Source organism: Pseudomonas monteilii NBRC 103158 = DSM 14164 (assembly GCF_000730605.1).
In the GTDB taxonomy this organism is placed as follows: Bacteria; Pseudomonadota; Gammaproteobacteria; order Pseudomonadales; family Pseudomonadaceae; genus Aquipseudomonas; species Aquipseudomonas monteilii.
In genome coordinates this window covers 1-19024 of sequence record NZ_BBIS01000068.1, presented here as the reverse complement: position 1 = coordinate 19024, position 19024 = coordinate 1, and the positions used below count along the sequence as shown (strand labels likewise).

13 protein-coding genes and 2 pseudogenes are annotated in these 19024 nt (G+C 58.6%); 7 read left to right on the top strand and 8 right to left on the bottom strand.

Annotated features, from left to right (window positions below; genetic code table 11):
• Positions 1-240 precede the first annotated feature (240 nt).
• Both PM2_RS27520 and tnpC read left to right on the top strand, forming a co-directional pair.
• Positions 241-3258, top strand: a complete 3018-nt coding sequence (locus tag PM2_RS27520) for a Tn3-like element ISPa42 family transposase (RefSeq protein WP_028700031.1) — start codon at positions 241-243, stop codon at positions 3256-3258.
• A complete protein-coding gene (gene tnpC / locus PM2_RS27515; protein WP_004374622.1) occupies positions 3258-3620 on the top strand; it encodes a Tn3 family transposase post-transcriptional regulator TnpC in 363 nt (120 codons plus the stop codon). The genes PM2_RS27520 and tnpC overlap by 1 nt, the downstream gene beginning before the upstream one ends.
• A 29-nt stretch (positions 3621-3649) precedes the next feature.
• Here the strand turns inward: tnpC and PM2_RS27510 are convergent, their stop codons facing one another.
• Positions 3650-4504, bottom strand: a complete 855-nt coding sequence (locus tag PM2_RS27510) for a sterol desaturase family protein (protein ID WP_004574342.1) — start codon at positions 4502-4504, stop codon at positions 3650-3652.
• A gap of 73 nt (positions 4505-4577) precedes the next feature.
• Positions 4578-5312: a helix-turn-helix domain-containing protein gene (locus PM2_RS27505; protein WP_004574341.1), complete on the bottom strand. Its 735-nt coding sequence runs from the start codon at positions 5310-5312 to the stop codon at positions 4578-4580.
• Positions 5313-6017: 705 nt separating this feature from the next.
• Between PM2_RS27505 and PM2_RS27500 the strand changes: the two genes are divergently transcribed.
• The 5 genes and pseudogenes from PM2_RS27500 to PM2_RS27480 all read left to right on the top strand — a co-directional run bounded on the left by PM2_RS27500 (position 6018) and on the right by PM2_RS27480 (position 13844).
• Positions 6018-7280 carry a TolC family protein gene (locus PM2_RS27500; RefSeq protein ID WP_004574340.1) on the top strand — a complete coding sequence of 421 codons (1263 nt, stop codon included), beginning with the start codon at positions 6018-6020 and terminating at the stop codon, positions 7278-7280.
• Positions 7277-8737: an efflux RND transporter periplasmic adaptor subunit gene (locus PM2_RS27495; protein WP_004374629.1), complete on the top strand. Its 1461-nt coding sequence runs from the start codon at positions 7277-7279 to the stop codon at positions 8735-8737. Before PM2_RS27500 ends, PM2_RS27495 begins: the two co-directional genes overlap by 4 nt.
• Entirely contained in the window at positions 8734-11883 is a 3150-nt protein-coding gene (locus PM2_RS27490) for an efflux RND transporter permease subunit (RefSeq protein ID WP_004374632.1), read from the top strand. The genes PM2_RS27495 and PM2_RS27490 overlap by 4 nt, the downstream gene beginning before the upstream one ends.
• Positions 11884-12028: 145 nt before the next feature.
• On the top strand, positions 12029-12361 hold the full coding sequence (locus PM2_RS27485) for a DUF2790 domain-containing protein (RefSeq protein ID WP_004574339.1): 333 nt from the start codon (positions 12029-12031) through the stop codon (positions 12359-12361).
• A 157-nt stretch (positions 12362-12518) separates the two neighbouring features.
• A pseudogene (locus tag PM2_RS27480) lies at positions 12519-13844 on the top strand (OprD family porin).
• Positions 13845-14021: 177 nt separating this feature from the next.
• Here the strand turns inward: PM2_RS27480 and PM2_RS27475 are convergent.
• The 6 genes and pseudogenes from PM2_RS27475 to PM2_RS31685 all read right to left on the bottom strand — a co-directional run bounded on the left by PM2_RS27475 (position 14022) and on the right by PM2_RS31685 (position 18945).
• On the bottom strand, positions 14022-14465 hold the full coding sequence (locus PM2_RS27475; RefSeq protein WP_004574337.1) for a DUF411 domain-containing protein: 444 nt from the start codon (positions 14463-14465) through the stop codon (positions 14022-14024).
• Positions 14455-15297, bottom strand: coding sequence for a c-type cytochrome (locus tag PM2_RS27470; RefSeq protein ID WP_023662988.1), 843 nt, complete (start codon positions 15295-15297; stop codon positions 14455-14457). Before PM2_RS27470 ends, PM2_RS27475 begins: the two co-directional genes overlap by 11 nt.
• A gap of 9 nt (positions 15298-15306) precedes the next feature.
• Positions 15307-16398 (bottom strand): copper resistance protein B, encoded by a 1092-nt coding sequence (locus PM2_RS27465; protein ID WP_023662987.1) that lies wholly within the window; start codon positions 16396-16398, stop codon positions 15307-15309.
• On the bottom strand, positions 16388-16699 hold the full coding sequence (locus PM2_RS27460) for a hypothetical protein (RefSeq protein WP_003246749.1): 312 nt from the start codon (positions 16697-16699) through the stop codon (positions 16388-16390). Before PM2_RS27460 ends, PM2_RS27465 begins: the two co-directional genes overlap by 11 nt.
• 12 nt (positions 16700-16711) lie before the next feature.
• Complete coding sequence (locus PM2_RS27455; RefSeq protein ID WP_004574334.1) at positions 16712-18544, bottom strand: copper resistance system multicopper oxidase; 1833 nt, start codon at positions 18542-18544, stop codon at positions 16712-16714.
• Positions 18545-18737: 193 nt separating this feature from the next.
• A pseudogene (locus PM2_RS31685) lies at positions 18738-18945 on the bottom strand (co-regulatory protein PtrA N-terminal domain-containing protein).
• Positions 18946-19024 lie beyond the last annotated feature (79 nt).

Genomic DNA, 19024 nt, shown 5'->3' with positions numbered 1-19024 from the left:
CGGCTTCTACCTGGAGCAGAAACTCGACGTCCTTTTGGCACAGCTCCAGCGACTGCTCCAGCTTTTTCCGGTCTGAAAATTTCTTTCCGATCAGTGCAGGGGGTCATGCCGAGATAAAGGAAAATTAGGACATAGGGGTCCTATCGTATTGATATAAAAAGAATTCTATTTGGTCTGTTTGTCTCGCCTGCCTCATGCTCGTAAGCGTCTATGCTGATCTATTTACATGGGGGCTGAGCGATGGCGGCTTTGGAGAGAACGGCATATCCACGACTAGCAACTACCCTCAGTGCTAAGGATTTACACCGCAACTATTCGCTTTCCGCAGGAGAGCTTGACTGGATTTCCAGGGCAGCTCGTAGCCCTGCCCTTTCCCTTGGGCTGGCAGTCCAGCTCAAGGTATTCCAAGAGCTCCATTACTTTCCTCCCCTAGACGAGATACCTCCAGAAATTACTGATCACATCAGGAATACCCTCGGTTTTGGCCCTCGTATCACTTCCCGCTACACCAACCCGCGTACTTTTTATAGGCATCAGGCGGCCATTCGTGAGTACCTCCAGATCAAGGCTTTCTATGGTAGTGAAGCGCTCACCATAGCTCTCCACCTTGCGCACGAATCTGCCGAGGTACTCGACCAGCGGGCGGATATCATCAATGTGCTGATCGGCGAGTTGCTGCAGCGCAGCTACGAACTCCCAGCCTATTCCACCCTCAATGACGCTGCTGAGGATGCCTTAGTTGCAATGCAGGAGCGGCTATTCAATCTCGTTGTGACCAGGGCGCCAATTGAGGCGGTCTACAAACTGAAAGAACTGCTCGAAACGGATTTCGGGCGACGCCAAAGTGACTTCAACGCCCTCAAACAGGCACCCAAGAAACCATCCCGCAAACACTTGGATGTGCTGATAGATCACATGGATTGGCTCGAGAGCTTTGGGAATCTAGATGTCATTTTTGATGGAATCGTCGATACCAAAATCCGCCACTTCGCTGCCCAAGCTGCGGCGTCGGACGTCGCCGAGCTTAAGGACTGTTCGCTGCCGAAGCGTTACACGCTGATGCTTGCCCTGATATATCGGATGCGCGTACGGACTCGCGATCACCTAGCCGAGATGTTCATCCGGCGAATCTCTACGATTCACAAACGCGCCAAGGAAGAACTGGAGCACATCCAAGCACGGCAACGTCAGAAACTGGAGCAACTGGCGGCCACCCTGGACGGTGTGGTGCAGATTTTGGTTCATGAACCGGATGACCAAGAGGCAGGCAGCCTGATTCGGGAATACCTCTCCCCCGACGGCAACCTGGAACGGTTGCGCGAAACCTGTGCCGAAGTCCAGGCTACCGGCGGTAATAACTACCTGCCGTTGATCTGGAAGCATTTCAGGTCCCATCGCTCGCTGTTGTTCCGTCTCAGCCACCTTCTCCAACTGGAGCCCACGACTCAGGATAGGTCGCTGGTTCAGGCACTTCAACTGATACAGGACAGCGAGAATTTGCACCGCGAGTGGATCGACGAGCACGTCGACTTGTCGTTTGCGTCGGAGCGCTGGGTCAAGGTCGTTCGTCGTCCTGCCAGTGAGGGGCCACCGACCAACCGGCGCTATCTGGAAGTTTGCGTATTCTCCTACCTGGCCAACGAACTGCGATCCGGTGACATGTGCGTACAAGGGTCGGAATCCTTCGCCGACTATCGCAAGCAGTTGCTACCCTGGGAGGAATGTCTCCAGCGACTCCCGGCCTACTGCGAAAAAATGGAACTGCCTGGCACGGCAAAGGAGTTTGTTGCCTCCCTCAAGACCCAGTTGGAGGAAACCGCGCAGCAACTGGATGACAAATTCCCCTCTTGCCGAGGGGACGTATCGATCAACGAAGCCGGCGAACCGGTATTGCGCCGAGTGACGGCGCGCGACATCCCGCCATCGGCCATCTCGCTACAGACGGCCCTCATGCAACGCATGCCGGCCAGGCACGTACTCGACATCATGGCCAACATCGAGCACTGGATTCAGTTCACTCGACATTTCGGGCCGATGTCCGGCAACGAGCCAAAGCTCAAAGAACCTGCCGAGCGCTACCTGATGACGATCTTCGCCATGGGTTGCAACCTCGGCCCCAGCCAGGCCGCGCGGCATCTGGCCGGTAATGTCACCCCGCACATGCTTTCCTATACCAATCGCCGTCACCTCTCGCTGGAGAAACTGGACAAGGCTAACCGCGAGCTGGTGGAACTCTACCTGCAGCTCGATCTGCCCAAACTCTGGGGCGATGGCAAGACGGTGGCTGCGGACGGCACCCAGTTCGACTTCTATGACGACAACCTGCTGGCCGGCTACCACTTCCGCTACCGCAAGATGGGAGCCGTGGCCTATCGGCATGTGGCCAACAACTACATCGCTGTATTCCAGCACTTCATCCCCCCGGGCATCTGGGAGGCAATTTATGTAATCGAGGGGCTGCTCAAGGCCGATCTCAGCGTCGAAGCTGATACGGTGTATTCCGATACCCAGGGCCAGTCGGCCACGGTGTTCGCCTTCACTCATCTGCTTGGCATCAACCTCATGCCACGCATCCGCAATTGGCGCGACCTGGTGATGTGCCGGCCGGATCGCGGCGCTGCGTATAAGCATATCAACCGCCTGTTCACCGACACCGCCGACTGGCACCTGATTGAAACCCATTGGCAGGATTTGATGCAGGTCGCGCTATCGATCCAGGCGGGCAAAATCTCCTCGCCTATGTTGCTGCGAAAACTCGGTTCCTACAGCCGGCGTAACAAGCTCTACCACGCGGCACAGGCACTGGGCAGCGTGATCCGTACGATCTTCCTGCTCAACTGGATCGGCAGTCGCGAGTTGCGCCAGGAGGTTACCGCGAACACCAACAAGATCGAGTCCTACAACGGATTCTCCAAGTGGTTGTCCTTCGGCGGCGACGTGATCGCCGAGAACGATCCGGACGAGCAACAGAAGCGACTGCGCTACAACGACATGGTGGCCTCGTCGGTGATCCTGCAGAACACTGTGGACATGATGCGGATCCTGCAGAAATTGGCTCGCGAGGGCTGGCAGTTCTCCGATGAGGATGTGTCCTTCCTCAGCCCCTACCTGACCAGCAACGTCAAGCGTTTCGGCGAGTTCAACCTCAAGCTCAACCGGCCGCCGGAGCCCTGGATCAAAGACTCGGTGTTCCAGCAGGCAGCCGGGTCCATCCGCACTGGCAAGCTCGGTACTGCGGAAACCGAGGAGATGACCTGATGAACATTCCTCCTGCGTCATTTCGCGTCACGCCCTACGGCGAGGTAGATGCCGAGGCGCTGGAGCGTTTGCATGACGTCTACGACACCACCCAGTTGCTGTGTCTAGTCGATGGGCTGGATCTGCTGCTTAAGGATATGAACAACATCGGCGGCCTCAGGGATGGCCTCCTGCGGGTACATGCCATGGCGAAAACGGTGCTCGATGGTGCGGCACTATCGGTGTCTGTGACGGAAGGCGGCAGTATCTGGGAGGAAGCCGAGTCGCTTGATGAGGATCTGGTGGAACTGGGCAATTGGCTGGCCAGCGTCAGAGCTCAACTGAGGCCTTTGATTGAACTCATGCCGGCCGATCCTCATTAACCAACTAGTCGCCAGCAACACCGAGCAAGCTACTGGCTTCTGAACGGCTCAACAAGTTGACCCACATAGCCTGTCGGATAGTTCCGGTCACGCAGTCCTACTTCGGCGCTGCCGGGCTTGCTTGCGCTGTCATAGAAGGTTCCAAGCAACTGATCCCACACCAGCAAGAACTCACCGAAATTGACCTGAGCATCCTCGAAGTCGCGGTTGTGATGCCAGCGGTGTGTTTCTGCAACACCGATGACGCGCCGTAGCCAGCCCAACGAGTAGTCCAGATTTGAGTGTTGAAAGGCCAAATGTACCGTCAGGATGCCGAACCAGGTGGCCACGAGTGCAGAAGGAGTGCCCATCGAAAAGAGCACGAGCAGCCCAGGCCCTGCCATGATAGCGGCATGCAACGGGTGCCGGCGCTCGCCGTTCATCCAGTAGAGCCGCTCAGCGCTGTGATGTGGCTCATGCAAACGCCACAGCCATGGAACCTGATGGCTGAAGCGGTGCATGGCGTACAAACTAAGGTCCAGCACGGCGGCGACAATGACTAGCTGAGCCCACAGCGGTAAATCTGTTGGGAAGACACGGAACTCTGCGGACACCCAATCGCCCAGCCGGGCCAGCACGGTCGCCGTAAACTGGATCACAGACAGGTTCACGACCATATGGATGATATCGGTAAGGGTATCCTGGTGGTCCTCCAACCAGTCGCCCCGGAAAGGCTGCACGCGTTCCAGCAACGCCACCAGCAGAATCCCTAGGGCGGCAATGATCGGCGTGCTGGGCCAATACGGAATACCCGTGTAGAGCAACCAGATCATCCAGGCTGCGGCCCCGCCAAAGATTGCTGGGTAGCTGAGCCAGCGGATCATGAACCTGAGTGAATTGCCCATCGTGAAGCCCTCCCTAAGATGACTCCACTTTGTGCCAATTACCTGTGCTGGCGCTTGAACGAAAAAGCTGAATTCAGCCTTTCAGACTGACATGACCCAAGGCAGACGACGGGTCGAGGCCAAACAGTTCGCGGAAGGTGCGGGAAAAGTGGGCCGCATCGGCGAATCCGGCAGCGTGGGCGGCCGCAGTCAGGTTGGCGCCGCTGGCGATATGCTGGAGCGCTATGACCAGGCGATTCCATTTCCGGTAGCTGCGCAGCGGCAGGCCGGTCTGTTCGACGAACCAATGTGAGAATCGGGTAGGCGACAGATGAACGCGCTTTGCCAACGCCTGCCTGCCACTAATCGGCTCTTTTAACGCAGCGAGGACCGATTGCAGTCGCGGATCGGAGGCCGGCGGAGTCGTAAGGTTGAGAGCAAGGCGCACCATTTCCCGAATTTGCTGGGCTGACGGATCGGAGCTGCTCAGCAATTTTCGCAGCGATGCTGTATCGCCCATCTGAATCGGAGTGATGCCCTCCCCGATGTTATCGGGAAGTGCTCGCGCCTCATCGGACAGCGCGTCGAGGTAGATCGACAACACTTCGTCAGCTTCGATCTGATGGGCCACCCCTGCCCTGATGCAGATGGCCCTTGCCGTCACCGACGAGGATGTACACTTCACCGTCAAGCGGCCGTTCAAGCTGACGGTAATTTGATGCGCCATGTGGCCATGCCAATCTTGGCTACCCGCCTGCCCCAGAAAAATGCCCAGCCCGGGTGAAATCCAGGCTCTGCCATGCCAGCCGATACCCTGCGTTGCGTTCATTCAGCGGCACCTCAGGGTTCCACATCCAGCTGCATTTTGTGCACTAATGAGCTTTATAGCTAATTATAGAGTGATTATAGAATCCTCTTTGGCCTGAACTCTATCGCTTGCTCGATTGAAATCTCACCCGCTACAAAATCAGCTCCCCCTTTGAGATTAGACACTCTATTTGATCCAAATCAACGAAGTGCTGTTATCGTCAAAAGGAGCGCTCATGCCTCGAGGCAATCTGCTATAGTCGCCCTATAGCCCCGCTTGGTGAATTGCTGTGCGTCGGATTGGATTGATCCTGGTAATGATTGCTAGCCTCGTGCTGCCGACCTTCGGCGGTATGGCTTTCAGCATGCCGGCACAACCTTGCCCGATGCAGAGCGCCGATCATCAGGGCCATGCAACGGCCGATGCTCCGTGCTGCGAGCAAATGGACACGTCTGATGGGGTGGCCAATAAGTCTCCCTGCAAATCCGGCCAGGAATGCAAGACCGGAGGACTTCTCCAGACCAATGTGATCAAGAGCATATCCCCTCTTCCCTCACGCTCCGAAATATTGCTGACACAGTCGGTGATTAAGCGAGAGCCAGCAGGACTCTGGCGCCCTCCTCGTTTCGTCTAATGCAGTGATCATCCCGCGCCTTACAGTCAGGCGCATCGTCGCGGCCACGTTTCGTAGCTGCGACCTCGATCAATCGCATTGGAGGCGAAAGCATGTCCGCTTTCCTTTTTCCACGCCGTGGCTATCTCGGTGTGTTGGCTGCCGCATTCTGGGCAGCTCCCTGGCTTGCCGCGCAGGCGCAGCCCCTAACCTTCGAACGAGCCCAAGCTCTGGCCGAGCAGAGTGCCCCTGAGAACCTCGCGCGCCAGGCGCAGGTGGCTTCGGCACAACAGGCTGTAGGGCCCGCAGACGCCCTGCCCGATCCCAAGCTGATTCTAGGCATCGACAACCTGCCGATCGAAGGCCCTGACCGTTACACACTTAATCGTGACTCCATGACCATGCGCCGCATTGGGCTCATGCAGGAAGTCCCCAACAGTGACAAGCGTCAGGCTCGGCGCCAGGTGGCCGAGGCTTCAGTTGTCCGAGCCGAGGCCGAGCAGCGTGCCATGCAGTTGGAGATCAAGCGCCAGACAGCAGTGAGCTGGCTGGACGTGTACTACGCCGAACGCAGTGTTGGCCTCTTCGATCAACTGGACCGTCAGATCGAGATGCTCCGCTCGACCGTGCAATCGCTGATTGCCGGCGGTAGTGCTCAGCCTGGCGAGCTGTTGCAGGCCGACCAGGAAGCTTTGGCGTTACAAGATCGGCGAGATGAACTGAATCGCGATGTGGCAGTAGCTCGTGCCAAGCTGCGCCGCTGGATAGGCAACGAGGCTGACCAGCCTTTGCAAGGAGGTGTTCCCAATCTGAACCTGGTGGTACCGCACCTGCAGCAACGCATTGCCTCACACCCTGAGTTGCGCGCTGCCTCCGCCCGAGTCGGCGAGGCTAGCGCCGAGCTGAACGAGGCCATCGCCGAGAAGACCCCCGACTGGGGTGTTGAGTTTGCCTACAACAATCGCGACAACCAATTCGGCGATATGGTGATGGTGCAATTTACCTTCGACCTGCCGTTGTTCGTAGGCACACGTCAGGGGCCCAAGATCAACGCCAGACAACAAAGCGTGTCGCAGATGGAAGCCGAGCAGGAAGCATTACTGCGCGCCCATCAGGCTGAGCTGGAAGGCGGTATTGCCGAGCTTGAGCAACTGCGCAGGACCTTGTCACGCACCGAAAAAACCTTGATCCCGCTTGCAAGCAAACGTGCCGATCTCGAACTTGCCGCTTACCAGGCCGGCAACAGCCAGCTGACATCCGTCCTCACCGCCCAGCGCGACCTGATCGAGGCTCAGCTACGGCAGATTGAACAGCAGCGCAAGCTGAGCCAGCTCTCCGCAAGCCTGTACTACGCCTATGTGGAGGGACTGAAATGAAGATATCGGCATTTGGTTTTGCGGTCGCCTTGCTGGCCGTGGGCATTGGCGCGGCGGGCGGTGGCTACTGGCTGGCCCAGCGGCAAGCCAAACACGAGATCCTGCCTAGCTCCGCACCGACGGACGAGCGCAAGGTGCTCTATTGGTACGACCCGATGCAGCCTGAGCAGCGCTTCGATAAGCCGGGCAAGTCACCTTTCATGGATATGGAACTTGTCCCTAAATACGCAGGATCCGAGCAGGATCCGTCTGTTCTGAGCATCCCCGCTCAAGCCGTGCAGAACCTCGGAATGCGAACCTCGATGGTGATCCGAGGTGTACTGCCCTCGGATATCGAGGCGGTGGGTTCCCTGGCCTATAACCAGCGAGAAGTGGCGAACCTCCAGGCCCGCGCCGGCGGATTCGTCGAGCGGGTTTACGGTCGCGCCCCGGGCGATGTGCTGCCTGCCGGAGCCCCCCTGGTCGACCTGCTGATTCCCGAATGGTCCGCCGCGCAGTTGGAGTTCCTGGCGGTACTGCGTACCGCTGACACTCGCTTGATAAGTGCGGCCCAAGAGCGCCTGCGCCTGCTTGGCATGCCTCAAACGTTGATCGAGCAGGTCCGCCGCAGCGGCAGACCACGGGCGGTGCAAACCCTCACCACACCTATCAGCGGCGAGCTCCAAGCCTTGCAGGTACGCGCCGGGATGACCGTCGAAGCCGGGCAGGATCTGGCGTTGATTAACGGGCTATCCAGTGTCTGGCTCGATGCGGCGATACCCGAGGCCATGGCCGGAAGTATCCAGGTCGGGGACGAGATCCGCGCCAACCTGACGGCCTTTCCTGATCGACCGCTGCTGGGCCGCGTCATAGCCTTGCTGCCGAGTGCCGATCCGCAAACACGCACGCTCACGGTACGCAGCGAGCTACCCAACCCTGCCGGTAAGTTGCGCCCCGGCATGTTCGCCGCCGTACGCCTGAACAGTGCCGTCGAACAATCCACGCTTCTTGTGCCGAGTGAAGCCGTGATTCGCACCGGGAAGCGTGCGTTGGTGATGCTGGTAGAAGGCGATGGGCGCTACCGCCCCCTGGAAATAACCTTGGGCCGCGAGGCTGATGGGCGTCTGGAGGTGTTGTCCGGTCTTGAGGAGGGTCAGGCGGTCGTTACCTCCGGCCAGTTCCTCATCGATTCGGAGGCCAGCCTACAGGGTGTCATGGCCAGCCATGCCGAGCAGGACAATAAGAAGGAACTACATGAGGCCCATGGTGTGATTCGTGCTCTGGACGCGGAGTCAGTCACCCTGGAGCACGGGCCCTTCGAGAGCCTGAATATGCCAGGTATGACCATGGCTTTTCCATTGGTCAGCTCAGAAGTAGCTGTGGGACTTAAGCCAGGAGATCACGTACGTATCGGCGCCCGCCAGAAAAACTCCGGCCTGATGATCGAGCAGCTCAGCAAGGAAGGAGACCAGCCATGATCGCACGCCTGATCCACTGGTCTATCGGCAATCGCTTTCTGGTGCTGCTGGCGACCCTGTTCATCACCGCCCTGGGCATCTGGTCGCTGCGCAACACGCCGTTGGATGCACTGCCGGATCTGTCCGACACCCAGGTCATCATCCGCACAAGCTTCCCCGGGCAGGCACCGCAGATTGTCGAGAACCAGGTGACCTACCCGCTGGCCACCACCATGCTCTCGGTGCCGGGGGCGAAGACAGTGCGCGGCTACTCGTTCTTCGGCGACTCCTTCGTTTATGTGCTGTTCGAGGACGATACCGACCTCTACTGGGCACGCTCGCGGGTGCTGGAGTACCTCAACCAGGCGCAGGAACGCCTGCCCGAGGGTGTTACCACCACCCTTGGGCCGGATGCCACCGGCGTGGGCTGGATCTACCAGTACGCCTTGGTCGACCGCAGCGGCCAGCATGATCTTGCCCAGCTGCGGGCACTGCAGGACTGGTTCCTTAAGTACGAACTCAAGGGCCTGCCCAACGTAGCCGAAGTGGCCACCCTCGGCGGCATGGTCAAGCAATACCAAGTGCTGCTCGATCCCCAGAAGCTGGTGGCTTATGGGGTAACTCAGCAGGAGGTCGAAGCGGCGCTGAAGAGCGCCAATCAGGAAACCGGCGGCGCCATCCTGGAGCTGGCAGAGCGCGAGTACATGGTCCGGGCTTCAGGCTATCTAGAGAGCCTGGCGGATTTCCGCAATGTGCCGCTGCGGGCTTCGGCCAGCGGAGTTCCGGTGCTGCTGGGTCAGGTGGCCACCATTCAGCTGGGGCCAGAGATGCGTCGTGGCATTGCCGAGCTGGATGGCCAGGGTGAAGTTGTAGGTGGCGTGGTCATCTTGCGCTCCGGAAAGAATGCCCGCGATACCATCGCCGCGGTGAAGACCAAGCTGGACAGCCTGAAGGGCAGCTTGCCGGCCGGCGTCGAGGTGGTCACCACCTATGACCGTTCGCAATTGATCGACCGCGCCATCGATAACCTCAGCTACAAGCTGCTGGAAGAGTTCGCGGTGGTTGCCCTGGTTTGCCTGATCTTCCTCTGGCACCTGCGCTCGTCGCTGGTCGCGATCATCACCCTGCCCCTGGGCATCCTGATGGCCTTCATCGTCATGCGCTACCAGGGCGTCAATGCCAACATCATGTCGCTCGGCGGGATCGCAATCGCCATCGGCGCCATGGTCGATGCCGCCGTGGTGATGATCGAGAACGCGCACAAGCACATCGAGGCCTGGAAGGCTCGACACCCCGGTGAACCGCTTCAGGGCGAGGCGCACTGGCGGGTGATCGGCGAAGCTGCGGCCGAGGTCGGGCCGGCGCTGTTCTTCAGCCTTTTGATCATCACCCTGTCTTTCCTCCCGGTCTTCACCCTGGAGGCCCAGGAGGGTCGCCTGTTTGGCCCGCTGGCATTCACCAAGACCTATGCCATGGCTGCCGCTGCTGGCCTCTCGATCACCTTGGTACCGGTGCTGATGGGCTATTGGATTCGTGGGCATATCCCCAGCGAACAACAGAACCCCTTGAATCGTTGGCTGATCGGTGCATACCGGCCGGTGCTGGAGTGGGTGCTGGCTTGGCCTAAGGTGACCCTAGCGCTGGCCTTGCTAGTGTTTTTGTCCAGTCTCTGGCCCCTCAGCAGACTCGGAGGAGAGTTTCTACCGCCGATGGACGAGGGCGACCTGTTGTACATGCCATCAGCCCTGCCCGGCTTGCCGGCCAGCAAGGCCACCCAGCTGCTGCAGCAAACCAACCGGATGATCCTCACGGTGCCCGAAGTGGCACGGGTATTCGGCAAGGCCGGGCGAGCAGAGACCGCCACCGATCCAGCACCGCTGGAAATGTTCGAGACCACGGTGCAGTTCAAACCACGCGATCAATGGCGCGCGGGGATGACACCCGAAAAGCTGATCGAGGAACTGGATCGCGCGGTAAAAGTTCCGGGGCTGTCCAATATCTGGGTGCCGCCCATCCGCAACCGCATCGACATGCTGGCGACGGGGATCAAGAGCCCCATTGGGGTGAAAGTGTCCGGAACCTCCTTGGTCGACATCGAGCGCATAACGCGCGATATCGAGGCCGTGGCCAAAGAGGTGCCTGGGGTGAGTTCGGCCTTGGCAGAACGCCTTACTGGCGGCCGTTACGTGGACATCCAGATCGATCGACTGGCCGCGGCGCGCTATGGCCTGAGCATCGCCGATGTGCAGGCGGTGGTATCGGGCGCCATCGGCGGCAGCAATATTGGTGAGACGGTTGAAGGACTGGCCCGCTTCCCGATCAACCTGCGCTATCCCAAGGAGTGGCGAGACAGTCCGCAGGCACTACGGCGTATGCCGATCCTCACGCAAGCCGGCCAGCAGATCACCTTGGGCACCGTCGCCCAGGTTAGTCTGACCGAAGGGCCGCCAATGCTGCGCAGCGAGAACGGGCGTCTGTCCGGTTGGGTCTATGTCGATGTCCGTGGGCGCGACCTGGCATCGACCGTGCGCGAGTTGCAGCAACGCGTAGCTGAGCAGGTACAACTCGATGCTGGCATGACCGTCTCCTACTCCGGTCAGTTCGAGTTCCTGGAGCGCGCCAATGCACGGCTGGCCTGGGTGGTACCGGCGACCTTGTTGATCATCTTCGTGCTGCTTTACCTGACCTTCAGCCGCTTCGGTGAGGCCCTACTGATCATGGCAACCCTGCCCTTCGCCCTATCGGGCGGCATCTGGCTGCTCTACTGGTTCGGCTTCAACCTGTCGGTTGCCACTGGGGTCGGCTTTATCGCCTTGGCCGGCGTCTCGGCGGAATTTGGGGTGATCATGCTGCTGTACCTGAAGAATGCCTGGCATGCACGTATGGATGCCGGGCGCAGCGGTGACCCGGCACTACTGGAGGCAATTCGTGAAGGCGCAGTGCTGCGCGTGCGGCCCAAGGTGATGACGGTGGCCGTGATCATCGCCGGCCTGTTGCCAATCCTCTGGGGCGGAGGTGCCGGATCTGAAGTGATGAAGCGCATCGCCGCGCCCATGGTCGGCGGCATGATTACCGCGCCGCTGATGTCCATGTTGGTTTTGCCGGCCGCGTACTGGCTGATGCGAAGGCAGCGTACACAGAAGGTTCGCGCACCGCAGGAGCTATAGCTTTACAAACCCGGGCAAGCCACGCGCCAAGCTGACTCGCCCGGGTAACGCGGCAGGAAGCATTACGGCGATGTAACTTTGACTTCATTTTTATGACAGGTTGAGCGGATATATTTTAATCACCACTTTGAAGGAGTGATTAAACATGAAAAGCCTCAAAGTTATTGCAGCCCTTGCCGCTATGGTTGTTTCCTCTGCCACTCTGGCAGAAGGCGGCGCTGATCGTGTTTATGGTCGGATGATTCAGGCCAATGAGCAGGCCATGCAAGAGTATGCTGCCGCTAACGGAAAGAATCCGCCTGAAGTTATTCATTACCGCTACGGCATGAAACTCGATATCGCCAGGGTCGTGGCCACTACCCCGACGGACTCTAGCTGCGGTGTGATGCCGGCCCAGATGACCTACGAGGACTCCAATGGCGATCTGAATATTCTTGAATACCGGGCAGCCGGGACAGGTTGCCGTAATCAAAACTAGATAAATGACATCGCGCTGACTGAAATGTAATTTCCAAATCACCCTGACGTTATTTGGCATGTGGAAATATGACCAAGGCGTGCCTGGCTATGCCCGGCGCGCTTGGCACATATATGCGACCACACAATGACAACTGCCAATAACATCAGGAGCATTTATGAATAACAGAACCCTGTTAGGACTTTCTCTGCTCACTCTGAGCGTCAGTACCGGGCAAGCTGCGATGGCCGCCGGCGAGAAAGGCTAGGGATTTATCGAAGGCAGCAGCCTGACCATTCTCAATCGAAATCTCTACTTCAACCGCGATTTCCGTAAAGGCCAGTCCAGCAGCTCGGGTAATGGCTATTCGGAAGAGTGGGCGCATGGCGTGATAGGCAGATTCGAGTCTGGTTTCACCGAGGGCACCATAGGCTTTGGTGTCGATGCCTTTGCCATGCTAGGGCTCAAGCTTGACACCGGCGACGGCCGTTCTGGAGCAGGCGGCTCAGTCGACGTGATGCCTTACAACAGCCTCGGGCAGGCTGAGGACAACTACTCAAAACTGGGGGGCGCGGTGAAAACTCGGTTCATGGATACCGAGATCAAGGTAGGCGACGTCTTTCCTGTCAGCCCTGTCGTCCAATACGGTGATGCGCGGCTTTTACCGGAGAGTTTCCGAGGTATCACCGTGCTCAACAGCAGCGTGGAAGGACTGTCGCTTCAAGGCGGTCGCCTCCACTCGATGAGCCAACCCAATACCAGCAGCATGCGCGACGGCTTCGCTACCTTCTACGCAGGCGAAGTGGACTCGCCATGGATCGCCTATTTCGGTGGTGATTACACGCTTAATGACAACGTCGGCTTTAGTCTCTACACCAGCCGCCTCAAGGATGCCTGGAATCAATATTACGCGGGCACCACGCTGAGCTACCCGCTTGCGGACGATGTCGCCTTGATCGGCGGGCTGAACTACTACAAGGCGGTCGATGAAGGGAAGCAGCTCCTCGGGAGCTTCGATAACAACATCTGGAGCGGCAAGGTCGGCATCCAATTCGGCGCTCACACAGTACTGGTGGGTCTCCAGCGCAACAATGGCGATGATGACTTCGATTACTTGCGCCAATCGGACTCCATCTACCTCGACAACTCCATCCAGTACAGCGACTTCAACTCGCCGAAGGAGAAGTCATGGCAAGTGCGCTACGACCTGGATATGGAGTCTTTCGGTGTGCCTGGGTTGAGCTTCATGACTCGATATGCCCAGGGCTGGGATGCCGACTACAGCAAGGCCAACGAAGTCTATATGCGCCGTGATGACAACGGCGATCCGTTGACCAACCAGAAGCGCTGGGAGCGGGACATCGAGGCCAAGTACGTTGTGCAGACTGGATCACTGAAGGATATGTCTTTCCGTGTTCGCCAAATGACCACTCGCGCGACCGATTACGAGTCGGATCTGGATGAAGTCCGCCTGATTGTCGAGTACCCGCTGGAAGTTCTCTAACCCTGGCAAGCGGGCGGGTTGATTGCCCGCTCGCGCCTTGGTCCTGCTGTCCCCTCGTAGTGCTCCTTTGGTTTGGAGACAGCCCTTGGCGCCCTCGGGCGCCTTTTTTACTTAGGTTAAATGGCGTATGAAAAAGAGTCGGCCACTACACACAAGCGGCCGTGCTGGCAGGCAGTACTACTGAGCGGGATATTCTGCAACGACCTGATCAGACCCCGCCTTGGTCAAGCCAATGACCTGGTAGGCATGCTGTACGCCATCGACTTCCATACCGGGGGAGCCCGCCGGCATCCCGGGAACAGCGATGCCCACGAGATCATCGCGCTTGGTGAGCTCGATGACCTGAGCCGCCGGCACATGACCTTCGACGAACTTGCCGTCAATCACCGCGGTGTGACAAGACGCCAACCGCGGCGCAACGCCCAGACTTTGCTTCACTGCCGACATGTTGCTTTCGACATGGTCGACGACTTTGAAGCCATTCGCTTCGAGGTGTGAGATCCACTTCTTGCAACATCCGCAATTAGCATCACGATGGACATCAATCGTCAGGGCATCAGCGGCTTGAACTCCAGTTGTGACGGAGAGAGCGGCCAGCAAGGCCAGATATTTAGCTTTCATGCACGTGCTCTTTGCCATCGGCGTGGGTGTGGGTCTTGGGCGAGGCATTCGGAGTTTGCTCGGAATGATGGTCTCCGCCGCTTGGGGCGGCCTCATCCCCGGCATGGTGATCATCGCCACTCATGTCCGAATGGTGACCTGCCTCAGGTGCGGAGCCACCCTCGCTATCAGTAGCCGCGGCATCGTGATGGCCAGGCTCTCCGGCATCACCTGTTCCATGATGGTCTTCGCCACCGCCGCTATTGCCATGATGGCCAGGCTTGTTGTCGCCGTGCTGACCTTCATGATTGTGCATTTGCGTTTCCCCACCACCATGCTGATGGCCGCCACTGGATGCGACGAGTGCTTGGTATTGCTTGGCATCCATCGTCGGCAATTGGTCAATGAAGGCAACCATGCCCCAGATGTACTCATCGCCCATGCTCTTGCCCCACGCAGGCATACCCGTTGCCTTGATGCCATGCTTGATCACCCAGAACGCTGCTGACGGATTGCCATCGACACCGATCTTGGCGAGGTTGGGAGGCGCAGGGTAAAGCGATTGGCTTAGCTCGGTCTCCGCCACACCTGGCGCCAAATGACAGCCGATACACATGGAGTTGTAGTTGCCCGCACCGGCGCGAATAAGAGCTTGATCATCCAGGTTGGGAACCTCGATGTCCTGCGAACGGACTTCGATAGAGCGGTCGCGGGCCATCGTGAGAAACGCATGCACTGCAGGAAAATGGGGATCATCGGCCCCCACGTTGACCACGCCAAAGTAGGCGCCGGCCAGGACAGCTGTGCTACCGACCACGCCGGCCGCCACCAAAGTTTTAATTGTTCTTTTCATGTCAGGTTCTCAAAACCACATCCGGATACCGGCGACAAAACGCGCCTCGTCTACATCACCGCCCTCGTCGCGCACCATGTCTGCCGTGTTGCCATAGGAGCGGCTCCAGGAAACCCCGACATAGGGAGCAAACTGTCTGACAATCTCGTAACGCAGACGCAAGCCGAGCTCGGTATTTGCCAACCCAGACCCCACACCTCGCTCAGGATCGTTCTTGCCGTAGAAGTTCATTTCGGCAGTTGGCTGGAGAATCAGCCGGTTGGTCAGCAGAATGTCGTACTCGCCCTCCAGTCGGGCAGCAGTTTGGCCATTCTCGCCGACGAAGGCCGTGGCTTCGGCCTCAAAGGCGTAAAGCGCCATGCCCTGGATACCGAAGGCAGCCCAAGTCTGCGGCGACTCCGGTTTAAAGTCCTGGCGAACGCCCGCGACGACATCCCACCAAGGGCCGATCGAGCGGCCGTACAGCAGCTGTAATTCAGCGTCCTCGGTAACGCCGTTGGTACGCTCGCCTTCGGAGCGGAACCAGACCCGGTTGATATCACCGCCTACCCAACCCGACGCATCCCAGGCCAGGGTGCTGCCCTCATCTGCGTCTTGGTATTCGAGCTGATCGAGCAGGAAAAAGCTGTTGATGGCGCTGTCATGCACCTTGTGGCCAGGCAGTGGCGGGAAAGCCGCTTGGCGATCAGCATCCGTCAGAACGGGAATCGGCGTACGACTGGTAGTTCTCGGGGCTTCAGCGGAGCCATGGTTCATCTTCGAATGATCCATGCCCTCCATCTGTCCCTGCATGGTGCCGTGTCCCATCTTGCTGTGGTCCATGGCTGGGGCCTTCTCTTGGCTCTGGCTGTGGCCCATCTGGCTATGGTCCATGCTGCCCGATTCGCTCTGCATGGCACCATGATCCATCTTGCTGTGATCCATGCCCACCATCGGCGCTTTGGCGGAACCGTGGCCCATCTGGCTGTGGTCCATCGACATGGAGCCGTGCCCCATTGCCGAATGATCCATTTCTTCCGCAGCCTGGGTAACGCCGCCGCTGAGTGCACTCAGCGACACGGCCAGCGCTATGAGGGACGGGCGTGAAAACCTAGTGGTCATGGTTCGAACCTGCTTCGGCTTCGGTGCCGCCATGCTTATCCATCATCTTCTCGTGCCCCATATCGTCATGGTTCATACCCTCATGATCCATGGCGCCATGATCCATCTGATGGCCAGCGGCCTTGCCTTTCGATTGATCTGCAGGCTTGTCACTGGCGTCGGGCGCAGCCGACTCGGCAGCATGTTGTTCGTGCTCGCTGTGCCCCTCACCTGCCAATGACGTCGGCGCGTGCAGAACAGCCAAAAGACTGAACATCGCTGCGCTGCCAAACAGGGCATTACGCTTCATAAAAGTACTCATCAGAAATCTCCTTTACTCATCCACACGGACTTCACGGAACATGCCCATTTCCATGTGGAGCAACAGGTGGCAGTGATAGGCCCAACGCCCCAACGCATCGGCGGTCACCCGATAGCTGCGCTTGGAACCTGGCGGCATGTCGATGGTGTGTTTACGCACCAGGAAATTGCCGTTCGCATCCTCCAGATCACTCCACATGCCATGAAGATGGATCGGGTGAGTCATCATGGTGTCGTTGACCAGCGTGATGCGAACACGCTCGCCGTACTTGAGGCGCAGAGGCTCGGCGTCAGAGAACTTGATTCCATCGAAGGACCAGGAGAATTTCTCCATATGCCCGGTGAGGTGCAGCTCGATGGTGCGACTTGGCTCACGCCCGTCCGGATCAGGGAAGGTGCTGCGCAGGTCAGAGTAAGTCAGGACGCGCCGGCCGTTATCACGCAGGCCGATACCTGGGTCGTCCAGCTTGTGCGTCGGCGTCATGGTCTGCATGTCGACCAAAGGATTGTTGGTCTCTGAGGCCGGGTGTGCCTGCATGTTGCCAGCCATGCCAGCCATGCCAGCCATGCCAGCCATGCCAGCCATGTTTGAATGATCCATTCCGGCCATCTGGCTGTGATCCATACCAGCCATGCCACCCTGCATGCTGCCATGATCCATTCCCGCCATATTGCCCTGATCCATCCCGGCCATGCTCCCATGATCCATGCCGCCCATGCTGCCGTGGTCCATGCCCATGTCACCCATGGCAATCAGTGGGCGCGGGTCAGGGCTTGGTACCGGTGCACTCAACCCTTCCTGTACCGCAAGGGTGCCGCGCGCATAGCCAGTGCGATCCATGGATTGAGCAAAGACGGTGTAGGCTTGCTCGCTATCGGGCTCGACTATCACGTCGTAGGTCTCGGCTACGGCGACACGGAACTCATCGACGCTGACTGGTTTGACGTGCTGGCCATCGGCCGCGACTACCGTCATCTTCAGGCCGGGGATACGCACATCGAAGTACGTCATGGCCGAGGCATTGATAAAACGCAGACGAATCTTCTCGCCCGGTTTGAATATGCCGGTCCAGTTGCCATCAGGTGCCTGGCCGTTCATCAGGTAGGTGTAGGTGTAGCCACTGACGTCGGCGAGATCAGTCGGGCTCATCTTCATTTCGGCCCACATCTTACGGTCGGCTACGGCGGCGGACCAACCCATCTCGCTTACGTCATCGATGAAGTCACCAACGGTGCGTTTGTGCTGGTTGTAGTAGTCCGACTGTTTCTTGAGCTTGGCCAGTACCCGCGTTGGATTTTCATCCGTCCAGTCGCTCAGCAACACGACGTAATCACGGTCGTAACTGAAGGGCTCGGGCTCCTTGGCATCGATGACCAGCGCACCGTATACGCCGACCTGCTCCTGGAGCCCAGAATGGCTGTGATACCAGTAGGTGCCGTTCTGGTTGACCTTGAACTTGTACTCATACATGCCATCAGGGGCGATGCCATGGAAGCTCAGGCCAGGAACGCCATCCATGTTCGCCGGCAGGATGATGCCGTGCCAATGGATGGAGGTGTCCTCCTTGAGGCGGTTGCGCACGCGCAATGTGACGGTATCGCCTTCGCGCCAACGAAGAATCGGCCCAGGGAGCGAGCCGTTGATGGTCATGGCCGTGCGCGCTGCGCCGGTGATGTTCACCGGGGTTTCACCGATGAATAGGTCGAATTCGTTACCAGTCAGTACGTTGGGCTGGCCGGGGCTGTTCACCGCCCAGACCGGCGTGCGCCACAGGCCAAGTCCGCCGATAATACCGGTGGCTGCCAGGCCTTTGACGAAGGTGCGCCTTGTGGTTTTGCTTTGCATGCCGTTTTGTCCAATCCGTCAAATGAGCCGGTGATGGTGTGCCCGGTCTCGGGTTCATGGCTGCTTCAATGTCGGGTATTTACCCCTCAACTTTCCACGTCGGTGCATTGCACAAGCCTTACCGACGATGAGCAGTATGAAACTGCCATATCCCAACCATCCGGGTGATTACATTTCTGTAAGGTAGATGACTTCAGCAGTTGGTGTGCTCTGCTTGCTCGGTTGGACTGCTGGCCTACAGGAGCCTCAACTTTCTGCTGCTGGGCCACCCGGTAGGCCTCCAGAGACGTCTGGCGTGCCTGCTCCATGCGCGCGAAGGTTCGGTCAGCACCACCTTCAGCCATTGCCAAGCTGGAGATGCTCAGAGCAGTAACTACAAGCAGAGCTTTGATCGATTTCATTTTGGGTATTCCTCGTAAGTTAAGTGGTCCCTGCAACTGCAGAGGCCGAGCTTTAGGCTCGATGTCACGTTAACTAAGG